This window comes from Acidipila rosea (genome assembly GCF_004339725.1).
In the GTDB taxonomy this organism is placed as follows: domain Bacteria; phylum Acidobacteriota; class Terriglobia; order Terriglobales; family Acidobacteriaceae; genus Acidipila; species Acidipila rosea.
Genome location: NZ_SMGK01000002.1, coordinates 614,815 through 631,824 on the forward strand (window position 1 = coordinate 614,815; position 17,010 = coordinate 631,824).

Annotated in this window: 13 protein-coding genes; 7 read left to right on the top strand and 6 right to left on the bottom strand. The window is 61.1% G+C overall.

Features of this window, described 5'->3' with window-relative positions; genetic code table 11:
• Window positions 1-15: 15 nt before the first annotated feature.
• The 4 genes from C7378_RS07680 to C7378_RS07695 all read right to left on the bottom strand — a co-directional run bounded on the left by C7378_RS07680 (window position 16) and on the right by C7378_RS07695 (window position 4,287).
• The gene (locus C7378_RS07680) at window positions 16-1,530 is read right to left on the bottom strand and encodes a lipopolysaccharide biosynthesis protein (RefSeq protein ID WP_131994257.1); all 1,515 of its coding nucleotides are present in this window, start codon (window positions 1,528-1,530) and stop codon (window positions 16-18) included.
• 88 nt (window positions 1,531-1,618) lie between these two features.
• Window positions 1,619-2,104, bottom strand: coding sequence for a bifunctional nuclease family protein (locus tag C7378_RS07685; RefSeq protein ID WP_131994260.1), 486 nt, complete (start codon window positions 2,102-2,104; stop codon window positions 1,619-1,621).
• Window positions 2,105-2,123: 19 nt separating this feature from the next.
• Window positions 2,124-3,464, bottom strand: coding sequence for a tRNA (N6-isopentenyl adenosine(37)-C2)-methylthiotransferase MiaB (miaB, locus tag C7378_RS07690; RefSeq protein WP_279388578.1), 1,341 nt, complete (start codon window positions 3,462-3,464; stop codon window positions 2,124-2,126).
• A gap of 40 nt (window positions 3,465-3,504) precedes the next feature.
• Window positions 3,505-4,287: a prolipoprotein diacylglyceryl transferase gene (locus C7378_RS07695; protein WP_131994263.1), complete on the bottom strand. Its 783-nt coding sequence runs from the start codon at window positions 4,285-4,287 to the stop codon at window positions 3,505-3,507.
• Between the two features lie 57 nt (window positions 4,288-4,344).
• On the opposite strand from C7378_RS07695, the gene hpt reads away from it, so the two are divergent.
• The 3 genes from hpt to C7378_RS07710 all read left to right on the top strand — a co-directional run bounded on the left by hpt (window position 4,345) and on the right by C7378_RS07710 (window position 7,572).
• On the top strand, window positions 4,345-4,905 hold the full coding sequence (gene hpt / locus C7378_RS07700) for a hypoxanthine phosphoribosyltransferase (protein WP_131994266.1): 561 nt from the start codon (window positions 4,345-4,347) through the stop codon (window positions 4,903-4,905).
• 24 nt (window positions 4,906-4,929) lie between these two features.
• On the top strand, window positions 4,930-5,667 hold the full coding sequence (deoC, locus tag C7378_RS07705) for a deoxyribose-phosphate aldolase (protein WP_131994269.1): 738 nt from the start codon (window positions 4,930-4,932) through the stop codon (window positions 5,665-5,667).
• Between the two features lie 81 nt (window positions 5,668-5,748).
• Complete coding sequence (locus C7378_RS07710) at window positions 5,749-7,572, top strand: SpoIIE family protein phosphatase (RefSeq protein WP_341539132.1); 1,824 nt, start codon at window positions 5,749-5,751, stop codon at window positions 7,570-7,572.
• On the opposite strand, the gene C7378_RS07715 is transcribed toward C7378_RS07710, so the two are convergent.
• Window positions 7,573-8,274, bottom strand: a complete 702-nt coding sequence (locus C7378_RS07715; protein WP_131994272.1) for a CoA transferase subunit B — start codon at window positions 8,272-8,274, stop codon at window positions 7,573-7,575. It abuts the gene before it with no gap.
• A 27-nt stretch (window positions 8,275-8,301) separates the two neighbouring features.
• On the opposite strand from C7378_RS07715, the gene C7378_RS07720 reads away from it, so the two are divergent.
• Complete coding sequence (locus tag C7378_RS07720) at window positions 8,302-8,598, top strand: permease (protein WP_131994275.1); 297 nt, start codon at window positions 8,302-8,304, stop codon at window positions 8,596-8,598.
• A 6-nt stretch (window positions 8,599-8,604) separates the two neighbouring features.
• Window positions 8,605-10,230, top strand: coding sequence for a tetratricopeptide repeat protein (locus tag C7378_RS07725; protein WP_131994278.1), 1,626 nt, complete (start codon window positions 8,605-8,607; stop codon window positions 10,228-10,230).
• Here the strand turns inward: C7378_RS07725 and C7378_RS07730 are convergent.
• Entirely contained in the window at window positions 10,183-11,919 is a 1,737-nt protein-coding gene (locus tag C7378_RS07730; RefSeq protein WP_243648131.1) for a CRTAC1 family protein, read from the bottom strand. The genes C7378_RS07725 and C7378_RS07730 overlap by 48 nt on opposite strands.
• A 354-nt stretch (window positions 11,920-12,273) precedes the next feature.
• On the opposite strand from C7378_RS07730, the gene C7378_RS07735 reads away from it, so the two are divergent.
• Window positions 12,274-15,927, top strand: coding sequence for a TonB-dependent receptor domain-containing protein (locus C7378_RS07735; protein ID WP_131994281.1), 3,654 nt, complete (start codon window positions 12,274-12,276; stop codon window positions 15,925-15,927).
• A gap of 75 nt (window positions 15,928-16,002) precedes the next feature.
• Complete coding sequence (locus C7378_RS07740) at window positions 16,003-16,995, top strand: tetratricopeptide repeat protein (RefSeq protein ID WP_131994284.1); 993 nt, start codon at window positions 16,003-16,005, stop codon at window positions 16,993-16,995.
• The last annotated feature ends 15 nt before the right edge of the window (window positions 16,996-17,010 follow it).

The following is a 17,010-nucleotide window of genomic DNA, read 5'->3' on the forward strand; positions in this document are numbered from 1 at the left end:
AGTCACTTGCCGTGATCAGCCAATGAATCGCTGCCTAAGTTTTGCTTGAAGTAGGCCGTTCAACTCGCTCAATCCAAAGACAAAGTAGGCGGAGACAGCCAGAAGGCAGGTTGCTGCGGCGGTTATGCCGAAAATTATGGGCACCGACTCTGAGAGGGCGCGATAGGCCAGCCATGCGGCGGGAAGAAAGGCGAAAACCAGGAAGACGGCGAGCTTGACGACGGGGGCGATCGAGACCTTCATCTCCGCGGGGAAAAGCGAGACGTTGAGCTGCAGCAGGAAGATGGTCTGGAAGAGTTCGGTGGCCAGCCAGGCGATGAGGAAGCCGGGAACTCCGAAGGAGTGAACCAGCGGCGCGGCCACCAGCAGCATGGCGCTGTAGGAGAGGATGGTGAGGGTCGAGAGCTGTTCGTGCTGATTGCTGGAGGTCTGGAACTGGTACTTGTGTTCCTTGATGCCCATGACGGCGGAGACGAGGCCCATGAGGATGCAGATGATGGGCACGTAAAGGGCGCGGTTATGCAGCCAGACGGTGAACAGGACGGGGCTGCTCAGCAGGACGCCGACGCTGACGACGGGAACCAGCATGAGGACGACGCGCTCGGAAAGATCGTAAAGCCGGTGAAGCTGCTTCCAGTTGCGCTGGCCGACGAAGTAGGTAATCTCCTGGCTGATGGAAAAGGTCAGCACGATGAGGAGCTGGCGCGACATGGAGTAAATGGTCCGCGTGAGCGAGAAGATTGCAACCGCAGCGGGGCCGAGCATCTTCTGCAGCAGGAGCACCGGCGCCTGCCAGCTAAGGAAGCTGGACAGCGACAGGAGGCCGAAGTGGCCGCTCGGCCGGATGATGGATCGCATCATGCCCGGGCGGCTGGCGGAGAGATCGGGCACGAGAAAGGGTGCGGTGATGCGGATATCGACCAGCACCAGCACGGTGAAGAGGGCGGTGGTGATGAGCTGGCTGGCGGCGAGGACCGGAAACGAGGCGCGATGCCAGGCAAGAGCGGCGAGAGCGAGGGTCATGGCCAGGCGGAGAAAATTATTCCAGTTGGCCCCGCGATGCGCCTGCCCCACGACCATGAAGCCGTTGGAGAGCAGCGAGAAGATCATGTTGACGAGAATCTGAAGCACCAGCAGCGACAGGGTGAGCGAAGCCTGGCGGTTGCTGGCGAAGGCCAGATGCAGCCAGCGGGCGATGGGCAGGAAGAACAGGACAGCGAGGAGCGGCGCCAGCATGGCGATGAGCAGGAAGAGCAGCCGAAGGGCGCTGGCCTGGATGGCGCGGGCCTCCTGCTGCTCGCCGCGGTTGTAGTGGATGGTCGCCTGGTTGTTGGCGTAAGTCTGGACGCCGTAGTTGATCGTGCCCAGGTAGGTGACGGCGGCGCTGAGCGCGATCCACTCGCCGTAAACCTCGACACCGTGGGCGTAACGATGGAGGAAGAAAGGCGGCACGAGCAACTGCGTGACGATCGAGACTCCCTGCCCCGTGAAGAAGGCCGCCAGCATCTTGAGAATTCTTCGCAGGTTCATGAGCTGACCGGTCTTTCAGGCAGGAGCGATTCGGTTCGAGGCGCAGGAGCCGGGTTAAGGTCGAGCTCCAGTTCCCACGGGCCGACGGTTACATCTTGTAGCGGCCCAGATCCTCGTCGTTGAGTCCCTCGAGCCAGCGGCGCAGCTCCTCTGAGGTGGCCTGGTCTGCCGGATTGGGCAGCACCTTAGCCGCGCGCAGAACCTCCTCGTCAACGAAGATGGGGCAGTCGGAGCGCAGAGCCAGGGCGAGCGCGTCCGAGGGACGAGCATCGACGGTAACCGATTCTCCATTCTGCTCCAGCCAGATGACGGCGTAGAAGGTGTCGTTGCGGAGCTCGCTGACGACGACACGCTGAACGCTCGCGTTGAGGCCGTTGATCATGTTCTTGAGCAGGTCATGGGTGAGGGGTCGTGGAGTCGTCGCCTTTTCGACCTCGAGCGCGATGGCGTTCGCCTCATAGAGCCCGACCCAGATGGGCAGGACGCTATCACCCTTCACATCTTTCAGAATCACGATGGGGGCATTGTTGGTCGGGTCCACCATCAGGCCGCGGATTTTCATCTCTATTTCCATCTGGTGCTCCTTCCTTACGTTAGATAACAGCTTCACCAACGAGGCTGTTAGGAAAGCTCTTGGTCACGCGCACCGGCAGGTAGCTGCCCGGGGCGGGATAGATCGGTTGCGTGGTGGTGAAGTTGAGCGTCTTATTCTGCGAGGTGCGGCCGGTGATCTGTCCACGGGCCTCGTTGCGACCCTCTACCATTACTTCAAGTATCTGGCCGATGTGCTTGTCATAGTTCGCGCGTTGAATCTCACGCTGGCGATCGAGCAACACCTGCAGACGAGTGGATTTCTCTTCGTCGGGGATGGAGTCGGCCATGGTGATGGCAGGCGTATTGGGACGCGGCGAGTACTTGAAGGCAAAGACGGCGTCGTAGCCGGTGACCGCCAGCAGATCAATGGTCTGCTCGAAATCTTCAGGGGTTTCGCCGGGGAAGCCCACGATGATGTCGGTCGTCATGCTGATGGGACGGCGGGCAGCCTTGATCCAGGCGATGCGCTCCTCGTACTGGTCACGGGTGTACTCGCGCTGCATGAGCTGGAGAACACGCGAAGAGCCGCTCTGGATGGGCAGATGCACATGGTCGCAGAGGGTGGGCACGGCGTCGATCGCCTCCACGATGTCTCGGGTGAAATCACGCGGATGGGAGGTGGTGAAACGGACGCGGCGGATGCCCTCGACCTCACCGACGGCGGCGAGAAGCTCAGCAAAGCTGCGCTTGCCCTCGGAGTCGCGGTAGGAGTTTACATTCTGCCCGAGGAGCTGAATCTCGGTGTAGCCAGCGTCGGCCATGCGGCGCGCCTCGGCCAGTACGGAGGTGGAGGTGCGGCTGCGCTCCTTGCCACGCGTGTAGGGCACGACGCAGTAGGCGCAGAACTTGTCGCAGCCCTCAATGATAGTGATGTAGCCGCGATGAGGGTTGCTGCGGGCGGTGAACTCGGTCTCGAAAGTTTCGTCGGTCTGGCGGTCGTCAAGACCGGTGATGCGGGACTCTCCGCGCTCGATCTGCACGAGCATCTCGGGGAGCTTGCGATAGGAGGCGGAACCGGCGACGAGCGAAACGTAGGGCGCGCGCTCGAAGATGCGCTCCCCTTCCTGCTGGGCGACGCAGCCGAGGACGCCGAAGCGCTTGCCCTTGGCATAGAGCTTTTTATAGTCGTTGAGGCGGTTGAAGACCTTCTGCTCCGCCTTGTCGCGAATGGAGCAGGTGTTGTAGAGAATGAGCCCGGCATCTTCTTCCAGATCGACCCGGCGATAGCCCTCATGCTCCAGCGTGCCAATGACCTTTTCAGAGTCATGCACGTTCATCTGGCAGCCGAAGGTCTCCAGGTAAAAGGTCTTTTCTGCGATTTTGCCGTTTGCATCAGCCACCCTACGAGTATATCCGTTCAGCGGCGGCCGGCGCGGGCTTTCACGAAGCAGTGAGAGCAGAGGCCGGCTCGGGTGCGGCGGATCGATGACTGCGCGCCCACAGAATGAGCAGGACTCCGGCGACGACGCTGCCGAGGCTGGCCATCTGGGCGTTGCTCATGCCCCAGTAGAGCCGGGGGTTGATGCGGATCATCTCGACTAGGAAGCGGGCGATGCCGCTCAGGATGAGATATTCACCGGTGAGCTGGCCGATGGGCTTTGGGCTCTCAGGAGCGCCGCGGCGCCACAGGAACCAGCCGATGAGCAGGGCGGCGATGAGCTCATAGATGGGCGTGGGGTGGACGCGCTGGGTGGTCGGAACCAGGCCGTGGGGAAAGCTCATGCCCCAGGGCAGGCTGGTGGGGATGCCATAGTCGCCGTCGCCGGAGGTGAGGCAGCCAATGCGGCCCACGCCGTAACCGAAGGCGGCGGCGGGAGTGGCGAGGTCAAGCATCCTCATGCCGCGGAGGCCGGCGCTGCGGCCCTGCCAGAGAAGCATGAGGATGCCGCCGACGAGGCCTCCGAACCAGGCAAACCCGGCGCGGTCAAAGAGCATGCCGACGGGATCGTGGATGAGCAGCGTGGGGGTTTCCAGAACATGCCAGAGCTTGGCGCCGATGACTCCGGCGACGGTAACCAGCGCGACAATCCCGACCGCGTCCGCGTCTATCTTCCAGCGGCGGAAATTGCGATGGAGCGACCATGCGGCGCAGACTGCTGCCAACCAGAGCATGATGCCGAAGGTTCCGATTTCAAAACGGCCAATGTGTATATATGGATACATGATCGCTGCTGATACAAGTATAGCTTCCACAGCAGGCAATGGAGATATGCTGGAGTTATGAGCACAATCCAGCCAAAAGCTGTTCCAGCCCCTGCTCTCAGTGTCCTCTTCAGCCGGGAGGAGATCCAGGAGCGCGTTACGCAAATCGGACAACAGATCGACGCCGACTACAAGGGGCAAAGCGTGGTGCTGGTGGGCGTGCTGAAGGGTGCGGCCATCTTTCTCGCAGACCTGGCGCGAAGCATCTCAGTAGAGTGCACCTTCGACTTTGTGGCTGTATCGAGCTATGGTAAAGGGCTGAACAGCAGCGGAGCCGTGAAGCTCATCAAGGATCTGGACCAGTCAGTGGAAGGACGCAACGTTATTGTCGTCGAAGATATTCTCGACACCGGCATTACGCTCGGGTTTCTGCACCAGATGTTTGCCCGTCATCGCCCGAAGTCCCTGCGGATTGCCGCGCTGCTGGATAAACCCAGCCGCCGCATACAAAAGATCAGCGCGGATTATGTGGGCTTCAGTATTCCTAATCAGTTTGTGGTCGGATACGGCATGGATTATGCAGAGCGCTTTCGTAACCTGCCGGAGATCTGCATTATGCCGCCGGACTTCCCTGAATAAGCCCGAGCGCCAGGAGATTGCAGCATGATAGACGAAGAGATCGTGGAAGAGCGGGAAGCGGTTTTCGACGGTGCGAAGTTTGCCGAAGAGGCTCTGCGGAGCCCGGCGACGCTGGCTGCGGTGATCGACCACACGCTGCTCAAGCCGGAGGCTACCCGGGAGCAGGTGATCAGGCTCTGCGAGGAGGCGGCGGAGCATCGCTTCGCCTGCGCGATGGTGAATCCGGCATGGGTGGCGACGGCGCATGCGGCGCTGGCGGGCTCGGGCATCCGGCTGGGAACGGTGGTGGGTTTTCCGCTGGGAGCGAGCCTGTGCACGACCAAGCGGGAAGAGGCAGTGGAACTGGTGAAGCTCGGCGCACAGGACCTGGATATGGTGTTGAACGTGGGCATGCTGCGGTCGGGCGAGAATACGCTGGTGCGGCAGGAAGTTCGCTGCATTGCCCAGGTGGCGCACGATGCGGGGGCGATTCTGAAGGTGATCCTCGAAACGTGCCTGCTGACGGTCGAAGAGAAGCTGCGGGCCTCAGAGCTGGCGATTGCAGGAGGCGCGGATTTCATCAAGACGAGCACGGGGTTCTCGACCGGGGGAGCGACGCCGGTCGACGTGGCCCTGATGCGGGGCGTTGCCGGCAACCGCTGCGGGGTGAAGGCTTCAGGAGGGATCAGGACGCTGGCGGACGCGCGGAGCATGCTCGAAGCAGGGGCCAACCGGATCGGCGCAAGCGCAAGTGTCGCGATCGTGAAGGAGCTGCACCGCTGAGAGGCGAATGTGCCGGCGCATTGTCGGCCACAGCGCGATATGATGGCTGGTCGCACATTCCTTGTGTGCCACTGAAAACGAGTGACGGAAGAATCGACAAAAATCGGCGTACCTCCTGAACACTTCGAGGGAGATTACCGGCCGGCGGAGTCAGTGAGCGCCGTGGAAGGCGCACGCCCACGCCTGATGGTGGAACCGGACCAGACCGGCTTCCTGATCCGGCTGGCGGATGCACTGAATACGACGCTCGACCTGCAGACCCTGCTGCAGCGCACGGCGGACCTGGTGCGCGCGGTGATCGACTTCCGCATCTTTGCGATCCTGCTGCTGAACGACCGCACGAATGATCTTCGCATGCGGTTTCAGATCGGGCATACGCCGGAGATCGAGCGGATGCGCATCAAGGTGGGCCGGGGCATTGTGGGCCAGGTGGCGCAGACGCGCGAGGCAATGCTGATCGGCGACGTCTCCCAGACGAGCAACTATATAGAAGCGAATCCGCATGTGCGGTCAGAGCTGGCGGTGCCGCTGATCGTGAAGAATCGCGTGATCGGCGTAATCGATATCCAGTCAGAACAGCTGGACTACTTCCAGCCGGAGCATCTGCACCTGCTCAAGCTGACGGCTTCGCGCATTGCACAGGCGATCGAGAACGCGCGGCTCTATACGCGGGTGGCGCGGCAGGCGCAGACGCTGCAGGTGCTGAACGAGATCAGCCGGGAGCTGACGTCGATTCTCGACCTGGACCCGCTATTTGAACGGATCGGTCAACTGCTGCGGCGCATTATCGACTACCAGATGTTTTCAATCTGGCTGGTGAACGAGCGGGAGCAGGTGCTCGAGAACAGCTTTGCGGTGCGATTTGGAGAGCGGTTTAACCCGGACGAGAAGCTGCCACTGGATCGCGGGCTGGTGGGAGCGGCGATCAGCGAACGGAAGCTGATCCACGCGCCGGATGTGCGGCGCGACCCGCGCTACTACATGGTGAACGCGGAGACGCGCTCGGAGATCGCGGTGCCGCTGATCCACAAGGGGAGAGTGATCGGCATTCTCGACGTGGAGCACACGCGGCCCAACTTCTTCAACGAAGACCATGAGCGGGCGGTGAATACGCTGGCGGGCCAGATCGCTATCGCGGTCGAGAATGCGCGGCTCTACCAGAAAGTGATGCAGCAGGAGCAGCGGCTGGAGCAGGACCTGGAGATGGCGCGCGAGGTGCAGCTGCGGCTGCTGCCGCCGCTGAAGCCGAAGCACCAGCGAGCCGAGTTCGCAGCGCGGTTTCTGCCGGCGAGGACGATCGGCGGAGATCTCTACGACTTTCTGCAATACGACAGCGACCGCAGCGCGATCGTGGTGGGAGATGTGAGCGGTAAGGCGGCTCCGGCGGCGCTCTATGCGGCGCTGGTCAGCGGCATTATGCGCTCGGCGGGAGCGCAGCATCCCTCCCCGTCAGAGATGCTGAGCCTGCTCAACGAGGCGCTGCAGGAGCGGCGCGTGGATTCGCAGTATGTGGCCATGCTCTACGCGGTCTGGAACGATCAGAACCTGACGCTGCAGATCGCGAATGCGGGGGCGGTGCAGCCGCTCTTCTGCCGCGATGGCGAGGTGGAGACGGTGCGCGCGGAGGGGTTTCCGCTGGGGCTCTTTCCGGATGTGAAGTATGAAGAGTTCAGCCTGGCGACGCAGCCGGGCGACTCGCTGATCTTTTTCAGCGACGGCATTGTGGATGCCCAGAATGCCGCGGGGGAGATGTTCGGCGAAGAGCGGGTGCAGGAGATTGTGCGAAAGCACCGGCAGAAGAGCGCCTCAAAACTGGCCGAGGTAATCCTCAGCGAGGTCGGGCGCTTCCAGAACGGACAGGAGCGCTTCGACGATGAAACGGTTGTGGTTCTGCGGGTGCTGTAGCTAGCTCATGACGCGCAGCTGCGGACTCACGATCAGCTCCGCCTCAGTCGCCTGCTGAACGTCAGCGGCGGTGAGCCCTGGGGCAATCTCTTCAAGCACGAGCCCCTGCGGAGTGACGGCGATCCACGCCATCTCCGTCGCAATGGTATCGACCACCTTGAGGCCGGTGATGGGCAGGGTGCAGCGGCGCAGAATCTTCGGCGCGCCGCTTTTGGTGGTGTGTTCCATGGCGACGATGACCCGGCGGGCGCTCGCCACCAGATCCATGGCGCCGCCCATGCCCTTAACCATTTTTCCGGGAATCATCCAGTTGGCGAGGTTGCCTTCCTGATCGACTTCCATGGCGCCGAGGATGCTGAGATCGACGTGGCCGCCGCGAATCATGGCGAAGGAGTCGGCGCTCGAAAAGTAAGAGGTGCCGGGAAGTTCGCTGACGGTCTCCTTGCCGGCGTTGATGAGATCGGGATCTACCTGAGTCTCAAGCGGATAGGGCCCGACGCCGAGCATGCCGTTCTCCGACTGCAGGACGACTTCAATGCCGGGAGGCACGCAGTTCGCGACCAGTGTGGGCATGCCAATGCCTAGATTGACGTAGTAGCCGTCCCGCAGTTCGCGGGCGACGCGTTTGACGATACGCTCGCGTTTTTCATTTTCACGCTGCCGCGGGTCGATGGCGGAGGCATGGTTCGGTAGAGTAGACATAAGCGTTGCGATCGTACCATTTCCCCGATGCCTTATGCAGTCTTCAATCCGCGTGCGCGCTCCCTGGTGAGGGGCACGCTACTGGTCCTGATCAGCCTGGGCGCAGCCATCCTACTGTCGGGATTTCCCAATGCCCGCCCCTCCCCGATCCTGATATTGCCCACCTTCCTGACGCTCTACGGCACCTATGACACGTCGCGGTGCCTGCAGATGCGGTGGAGCTTCTACCACGGAGGGGTGCTGCTGCTGCTCTACATGGACGTGATGGCGCTGTTCATGATTCTCTTTCTGTTGCTCTATCCTTATGCCGGATGGATCCAGTAAGTGAAGATGAAGATATGGATCTGCGCGCTGATGCTGCTCGGCTCACTCCGCACCTGGGCGGCGAACCCGGCAGACCAGAGCTGCGCGAAGTGTCACCAGCAGATCTACGACAGCTATGAACACACGCCGATGGCCCGCGCAAGCGGACCGGCGGTGGAGGGGCTGATTCCCGGCGAGTTTACGCATGCGGCGTCGGGCGTACACTACCGCATCTTCGAGAAAGACGACAAGGCGTGGCTCTCCTATGACCGTCCGGCGACGAAGGGCCACGCGCTGCAGGGCGAACAGGAGCTGCGCTACTACATCGGCTCAGGCAAACGCGGGCGCACCTATCTCTTCGATCAGCAGGGCTACTGGTTTGAGAGCCCGATCAACTGGTACGCGAAAAAACAGGTGTGGGACATGGCGCCGAACTACCTCACCGCGAAGACGATGCCCTTCACGATGCCGGTCGATGAGGGCTGCCTGCACTGCCACGCGTCAGGGGTGCAGCAGTCGCTGGAGGGCAGCCGCAACCATTTTGCAGGGGCCCCCTTTTCGCATGGAGGCATCGGGTGCTCCTCCTGCCACGGCGATGCGACGGCCCACGCCGCAGATGGCGGCCGAAGCCCAGCACTGAACCCGGCGAAGCTGCCGGCGGCGAAGCGGGACTCCATCTGCCTGCAGTGCCACCTGGAGGGCGAGACGTCCGTCGCGCGGCTGGGGCATCGGGTGGGCGAGTTCAAGGCAGGCGACAATCTCTTCGACCAGGTGGTGTACTTCGTACATCAACAGAGCGGCCCGACGCAGCGGGCGACGAGCCAGTGGGAGGCGCTGCTGCGGAGCGAATGCAAGCGCAGGAGCGGCGACCGGATGAGCTGCGCCACCTGCCATGACCCGCACCACACGCCCGCGCCGGAAGAGCGCGTTGCCTACTACCGCAGCAAATGCCTGACCTGCCACGGCGAGGCTGCCTTCGTGGCGAAACACCACCCCGAGCAGCCGGATTGCGCCGGATGCCACATGGCGCGGCGGAAGACGGAAGACATTGCTCACGAACAGCTGACCGACCACGACATCCAGCGGGTGCCGGGACTCGCGCTGCAGGGCTCAACGGCTGCACCCTCGCAGGAGCTGGTCACCGTGGGCGGAGAGCCTGCGACGGATCGCGACTTCGGCCTGGCCTACGCGCAGCTGGCCACGCACGGCAACCAGGCGGCGGGTGAGCGCGCGATTCCGCTGCTGAGGAAAGCTGAACGGACGGAGGCGGGCCAGGAGCGCGACGCCGAACTCCACACCCGGCTCGGATTTCTGCTGGAGATGAACCGCCAGAGGCGCGAGGCGGTGGCCGAGTACCAGGCCGCGCTGAAGGCCGATCCGCTCGAAAGTACGGCTGCAGGCGATCTGGCGGTGTTGATGGCCGAGGCGGGAGACTTCCAGTCGGCGCAACGGCTGTGGAGTTCAGTGTTCGAGAAAGACCCCTCGCAGACGGCCGCCGGTTACGACCTGGCGGTCGCCGACTGCAAGCTGGGAGATGCGCGCTCGGCACTGGCCACCCTGGACCGGCTGATGATTTTTTCTCCGGACAATCCGGCAGCGGCGCAGTTACGGCTTGGCATTGCCAGCGGAAGGCAGAGCTGCAGCGCCCGCTGAGAGCGGATGGCCCGCGCCCTCGCGAAGCGTAACGAAGCGATCGACACCGCTGACGGCGAAAAGTTCTTCTTGACCGCGCGGCCAACGGACGACCACGGCCTTGAGGGAGGTTTCGCGACCGAGGCCGAAGTGCAGGCGCAGGTCGCTGCTCGAGTCATAGCTGGAACCGCTGCGTACCTCCTGCACCCAGCTGCGACTCTGCCCCTGAACGGTGACGCGCGCGCCGATGGCGTCGCGGTTGGAGGTGGTTCCGACCAGCCGGATGCCGAGCCAGTGGTTCTGGTGCGCGGCGAGGTTCACCAGCAGCATCGGCTGATCGCTGATGTTGTTGATGACGGCCTCAAGGCGTCCGTCATTCCACAGATCGCCGATGGCGAGGCCGCGGGCGGCGCGCGGTTGGGTGATGCCGGGGCCTGACTCCCGGGAGATGTCGGCGAATTTGCCGTTGGCCAGATTGCGATAGAGCAGGCGCGGCTCGCGAAACGCGGAGCCGAGATGGCCACTGTCCACCTCGGGATAGACATGGCCGTCTACCTGGAGGATGTCCGGCCAGCCATCGTTGTCAACGTCGAGAAACATGGTTCCCCAGCCGAGGACCTGGGTGTTGATTCCGAGGCCTGCGGAAAACGTATTATCCGTGAACGTGCCGTCTGCATTGTTCCGGTAGAGGGTCGAGGTGTCGTCGGAGAAGTTCGTCTTGAAGAGGTCCAGATGACCGTCGCCATCGTAGTCGGCAGAGGTGGAACCCATGCCTGCCTGCTCGCGGCCATCCTCATTGAAAGCAACTCCTGAGTCGGCTGCTTTGTCAGTGAAGGTGCCGTCATGGTTGTTGCGATAGAGGATAGATGGCGTGGAGTCACAGGCCACAAAAATATCCGGCCAGCCATCTTCATCGTAATCGAGAGTAGTTACGCTGAAGCAGTAATGACCGGGTGTTTTCTGAAAGCCGCTCGGGCCGCTTACATCAGCGAACTTACCCCCGCCGAGATTGTGATAAAGCACATTCGGCGCATACTGCAGACCGCGCGGGCCGCACATGACGGGAACACCTTTCCACATGCAGGAGGGCGCAGAGCCGGGAGGCGGGACTGTCGCAAGATCGAAATGAACATAGTTCGAGACGACCAGATCCAGCTTGCCGTCACGATCGTAGTCGACGAAGGCGCAGCCTGTTCCCCACTCCTTGCCTGTGCCTGCAATACCTGCCTGTTCGGCTACTTCGGCGAAGGTACCATTTCCCTGGTTGTGATAGAGACGGTTTTTGCCGTAGCCGGTGACGTAAAAGTCGTCGTATCCATCGTTGTCATAGTCTCCGACGCAGACTCCCTGTCCCCATCCAACCTGAGTTAGTCCGGCTTGCTTAGTTACATCAGTAAACGTTCCATCATGGTTATTCCGAAATAGATGGCTAGTAGGTAAACTACCGCCTTCTTTTACTGGGTGAAGATAGTTTCCATTGACGAGAAAAATATCAGGCCATCCATCGTTGTTGTAGTCGAGGATAGCTACTCCACTTCCGGTCGACTCCAGGATGTAGTGCTTTGCCTCAGGACTGCCATTTACATCGAGGGCGAGTAAACCAGCTCGCGAAGCCACATCCTCAAACCACGCGGGTGCGGCGTGCGTCTTGTCTGGCGGATAAATTGGTTTAGTTTGGCCGGTAGTCTGCGCATAGCTGGCGCAAGCCAAGATCAGCAGGAGTACAACGAAAGTTAGTCTGCAGGCTGCCGGAGAGTAGTTGCGCACCAGCCCATTCTAAGCAGATTTAAGTGTGGCAAAAACTGCAACTTAAGGTTGAGTAATCTCTCGAACTATTTCTTGACAGTCGTCTCGGGATAACTCTATAGTTCACAGCGGTTGGAGACATTCCACCTCCAATTGAACGTCCGGTAGTAAAGAGGTGCCAGACACCCCAAGGCTCTGACTCCACCGAAGTGCCTGTTACCGATTTGTTTCACACATTGCCTCCGCAATCCAGGCTCAGGAGTTTCGAGCGAGGGCGCGGGCGGCAACAACATTAACTGAAGATTTTTTGGAGACCACATGACGAAACGACTAGCAGCGGCTCTGGCCTGTGCGCTAGGTCTATTTGCGCTGGCAGCCGGGACATCAACGTCCTATGCGCAGGCAATTTACGGTTCGATCTACGGAACTGTAACCGATAATACGAATGCTGCCATTCCCGGTGCGACTGTAACGATTACAGACGAAGCCAAGGGTACGGTTTTCACGACAACAACAAACGGCTCCGGCGGCTATGTGCTGGAGCACCTGATCCCGGATCTCTACGACGTCAAGGTAACGATGTCAGGCTTCAAAGCCGGAGAGACCAAAGGTGTGCAGGTGTATGTCGATACCTCTCCGAAGGTCGACATTCAGCTTGAGGTCGGCGGCGAATCGCAGACTGTCACTGTGAATGCAGATTCCGTGCCGCAGCTGAAGACGGATCGCGCCGATGTATCGACGCAGTTCAGCGAGCGCTCGATTTCGGATCTGCCACTGCCCAATCGTAATTTCACGGGACTGCAGCTGCTGCTGCCTGGCGCGCAGGCGCTGGGATGGAGCCATGCGGCTGACGAAAACCCGCAGGGAAGCCAACAGATCCAGGTAGACGGACAGGCCTTCGGCGGCGTCGCTTATGAGCTGGACGGCACCGATAACCAGGATCCGATTCTCGGCATCATCGTCATCAATCCTCCACTCGACGCACTGTCTGAAACGAAGATCACCACGCAGAACTTCGACGCTGAATTCGGCAAGGCTGTTTCGTCGGTCATTGTCGCTTCGACGAAGTCGGGCACCAACACCTTCCACGGCAGCGCCTTCGATTATCGCCAAAGCAATGCCAACCTCGCGCGCGATCCTATCCAGCAGCCACCGGGAACCAATTTCCCTCCAGGACTGCGTAACCAGTTCGGCGGATCGATCGGCGGCCCGATCATCAAAGACAAGATGTTCTTCTTTGGCGACTACCAGGGACTGCGCCAGAAGACGGGCATCGCCAACACTGCCACTGTTCCTTCATCGCTGCTGACGGCGACCTGCCTTGGACAGCAGGTGGGACCGAGCGGCATCCCCGGTTGCGATTTCAGCGAGTATGCAGCCAATGTTCCGGGCGGAAACGGCATCATCTATCAGCAGACGGCCAATGGCCCTGTTCCCTACCCGAATAATGTCATTCCCGCGGCGATGGTCTCGCCGCAGGCACTGGCCTTCCTCAAGGGGATTCAGCAGTATGCCCCGAACACCTCAGGCCGATTCAACGGCCTTGCTCAAAACTATGTCGGCAGCGGTACAGGCGGATTCAACAACGACCAGTGGGATGTTCGCGTAGACGATCAGGTCACGGACAAGATCCATGCGTTCACGCGCTTCAGCCGTTTCACCAGCATCCTGTCCGGCACCACGATGTTCGGCGCTTCGGGCGGTCCGGGCTTCGGACTGAACGGTTACGGCGGTACATCACACGGCGCGGATGACAGCCTTGCAGCGGGCGCAGACGTTGCACTCAACCCAACACTGCTCACCGACTTCCGCGTTGGCTACTACCGCTACAACATCGGAGCGACCAAGTACAACCAGGGCATTCCCTTTGCGCAGAATCTCGGCATTCCGGGAATGAACACGAACGATGTCACCAGCGGCGCACCGAGCTTCAACATTGCCGATGTAGGAGCGCAGCAACCGGGAAGCCCGAGCAATCCAACCGATGGCGGTCCGCAGTTCGGTTCCGGCCTGAATGTGAATCGTTGCAACTGCCCGCTGACGGAACGGGAAGACCAGTTCCAGATTGTCAACAACTGGACCAAGATTCTCGGTACGCACTCGGTCAAGTTCGGCGCCGATCTTCGCTATGCCCGCAACCTCCGCGTGCCCAGCGATACGGACCGCACCGGCATCATCGGTTTCGGCACCGGCCCGACCAGCAACGGCTCGACGGGCGGTCTCGGTTTCGCAACTCTCGCGCTCGGCCAGGTAACAGCCTATGGTCGCTACGTGAGCGTCTCAACCAATGCCAAGGAATTCCAGAAGCGCGACTTCTTCTACGCGCAGGATACGTGGCGCGCAACTCCTAACCTGACCGTGAACTACGGCGTTCGTTACGAGTTCTACTTCCCTGAGTCCGTGAACGGCAAAGGGCAGGGATCTCTGATGAACCTGAACGATGGCTACCTGCATGTTGCAGGCTACGGCAACGTGCCGACCAACATGGGCTGGAGCATGGCCTCAAACGCATGGAATCCGCGCGTGGGCATCGCTTATCAGATTGACGACAAGACGGTGATCCGCGCCGGGTATGGCCGCAGCTTCGATATCGGAGTCTTCGGTTCCATCTTCGGACACGTATCCACCCAGAACCTGCCGGTGCTGGCCAACCAGCAGTTCTCACAGCCGAACGGTCCTACCAGCTATGCCTTCACCCTGACGCAGGGGCCGACGGCGTACCAGTTCCCGACGGTTCCCTCGAACGGACTGCTTCCTGCTCCCGGCTATGCTGTGAGCAACAAGGCTCGTCCTAACAGCCTCCGCCTGCCGACGCTCGATGCATGGAACCTGAGCATCCAGCGCTCGCTGACGCCAACGCTCTCGGTCACGCTCGCCTATGTCGGCAACAAGGGCACGCACACGCTGAGCGCCGGCGACGGCAACAACACCAACCCGAACGAGCCCGGCATCTTTCTGCCGGCAGCAGCCAGCGTGGAAGGACGTACGCTCCACTACGATCCGACAGCGGGCAGCTCCTCAAACCCGGCAGACGCCAATGGCATAACCCCGAACGGCGGCGTTGCGAATACCAACCTGCTGCAGCGCTACTATGGCGGCACGCTGGCCGCCTGCCAAGATGCTAACTATGCCACTCCGCTCGGTGAACCAGGTATCCAGCCAGGGATGTGCGGCTGGACGCAGGGTATCGCCTACTACGGAGACAACCAGAACACTCACTTCAACGCGCTGCAGGTGACGATCAACAAGCAGTTCACGCATGGTTTGTCATTCACCTCAAACTACGCGTGGCAGCGGAGCGTCAACTTCAACAGCAGCTACTCGACATGGAGCCAGCAGGCCGTCAAAGGCCGTGACGACTCCACCCGCGAGCAGCAGGAAGTGCTCTTCGCCACTTACGAACTGCCGTTCGGACGCAACAAGATGATCGGCGGAAACGTAAATGGCTTTGTGAACCAGATCATCGGAGGATGGCAGATCAGCCCGGTCGTCAACTGGTCGAGCGGCCTGCCCTTTACCCTCGGCTATGCTGAGTGCGGTGCTGCTGTTCCCAGCGATGCGCCGTGCTATCCGAATGGCACCGGCAATTACCTGAAGGTCGGCCAGAGCCACTTCGATCCAATCAAACACCAGTGGACTTACTTCAAGGGCACCACAACGCCGTTGACGACCAGCCCGTTCAGTGGATTCACTGCTCCCGGACTGGACCAGATCGGCACACTGGGAAGGAATGCGATCTTCGGACCGCACTTCTTCAACTCGGACATCTCCCTGCAGAAGACCTTTCCCATACACGAGAACCTTTCAGCAGTTCTCCGGGTGGATGGTTATAACGCCTTCAACCACATCAATGCCGGCAATCCGTCGCAGACGAATATTGACGGTGGCGATGGGGTAATTACCGGCGGCCCGGGAATCAACAACTCGACCAACCCGCGGCAACTGCAATTCTCCGCACGCGTTCAGTTCTAAGCGTGGGGACTCAACCCAGGAAGGGGGGCCAACCGGCTCCCCTTCTTTTTGCGGTAGACTTCTGGCATTCACCTCATGACCTCTGCAGTCCTCTTCGCTCTCTTCCTTGCCGCACCGCAGCAGACACCTTCCGCTCCGGCCGCACCGACACTCGCCCATGCAGAGACACTGGCCGGCAAAGGCCAGATGGACAAGGCACTGGCAGAGCTGGATGCGCTGGCAACGGGGAGCCCCGAACCGGCAGGTGTCGAGCGGCTGCGCGGCTTCATTTTCTATCGCGAGAACAAGTTCGCCGAGGCGCAGGCAGCCTACGCGAAGGCGCTGGCGCAGGACCCGAAGGATGTGGATTCGCTGCAGATGCAGGGCGTCACCTACTTCCGGATGGGCAAGCCTGCGGAGGCTATTCCGCTGCTTGAGAAGGCGCACGCTTCAGTTCCATCGGCGAATGTCGATCCCAACTACGTGCTGGGGCTCTGCTACATGGACACGCGGCGCTATGACGATGCGCGGCATGCGTTCGCGGCCCAGTACGGGTTTGCGCCGGACTCGGCGCCAGCCTACCTGCTGGCGGCGCGGATGTTCCTGCGGCGGGAATATCTGCCGGCCTCAGAGGAGTCCGCGCGGAAGGCTCTGGCTCTCGAGCCGCGGCTCCCGCTCGCGCACCAGTTGCTGGGTGAGGTGGCGCTGGCGAAGGCGGACTTCCCCGGAGCAATTGCAGAGCTCGAAAAGGAGCGGGAGATCAACCCGCTGGACGGGGCGCTCTATGATCGGCTCGGGGACGCCTACATCCGCAATGGCCAGTATGACGATGCACGAGCCGCGCTGAACCGGGCGGTGCTGCTGGAACCTAACTCGACGGGGCCCTACATCCTGCTGGGCAAGGTGCTGCTGAAGCAACAGAATGCGACGATGGCGGCGATGTATCTGCAGCGGGCGCTGCACATGGACCCGTCGAACTACATTACGCATACGCTGCTGGGACAGGCATATCGCGCGGCGGGAAGGAATGCCGAGGCGGCACAGGAGTTCCAGACAGCGGAAAAGATCCAGGCGGAGACCAGTCATTAGCCTGAAGTCCAGAAC

Coding starts and splice junctions, on each gene's coding strand:
- C7378_RS07680 (WP_131994257.1), bottom strand. CDS start 1,530: ATGAACCTGCGAAGAATTCTCAAGATGCTGGCGGCCTTCTTCACGGGG.
- C7378_RS07685 (WP_131994260.1), bottom strand. CDS start 2,104: ATGGAAATAGAGATGAAAATCCGCGGCCTGATGGTGGACCCGACCAAC.
- C7378_RS07695 (WP_131994263.1), bottom strand. CDS start 4,287: ATGTATCCATATATACACATTGGCCGTTTTGAAATCGGAACCTTCGGC.
- hpt (WP_131994266.1), top strand. CDS start 4,345: ATGAGCACAATCCAGCCAAAAGCTGTTCCAGCCCCTGCTCTCAGTGTC.
- deoC (WP_131994269.1), top strand. CDS start 4,930: ATGATAGACGAAGAGATCGTGGAAGAGCGGGAAGCGGTTTTCGACGGT.
- C7378_RS07715 (WP_131994272.1), bottom strand. CDS start 8,274: ATGTCTACTCTACCGAACCATGCCTCCGCCATCGACCCGCGGCAGCGT.
- C7378_RS07720 (WP_131994275.1), top strand. CDS start 8,302: ATGCCTTATGCAGTCTTCAATCCGCGTGCGCGCTCCCTGGTGAGGGGC.
- C7378_RS07725 (WP_131994278.1), top strand. CDS start 8,605: ATGAAGATATGGATCTGCGCGCTGATGCTGCTCGGCTCACTCCGCACC.
- C7378_RS07735 (WP_131994281.1), top strand. CDS start 12,274: ATGACGAAACGACTAGCAGCGGCTCTGGCCTGTGCGCTAGGTCTATTT.
- C7378_RS07740 (WP_131994284.1), top strand. CDS start 16,003: ATGACCTCTGCAGTCCTCTTCGCTCTCTTCCTTGCCGCACCGCAGCAG.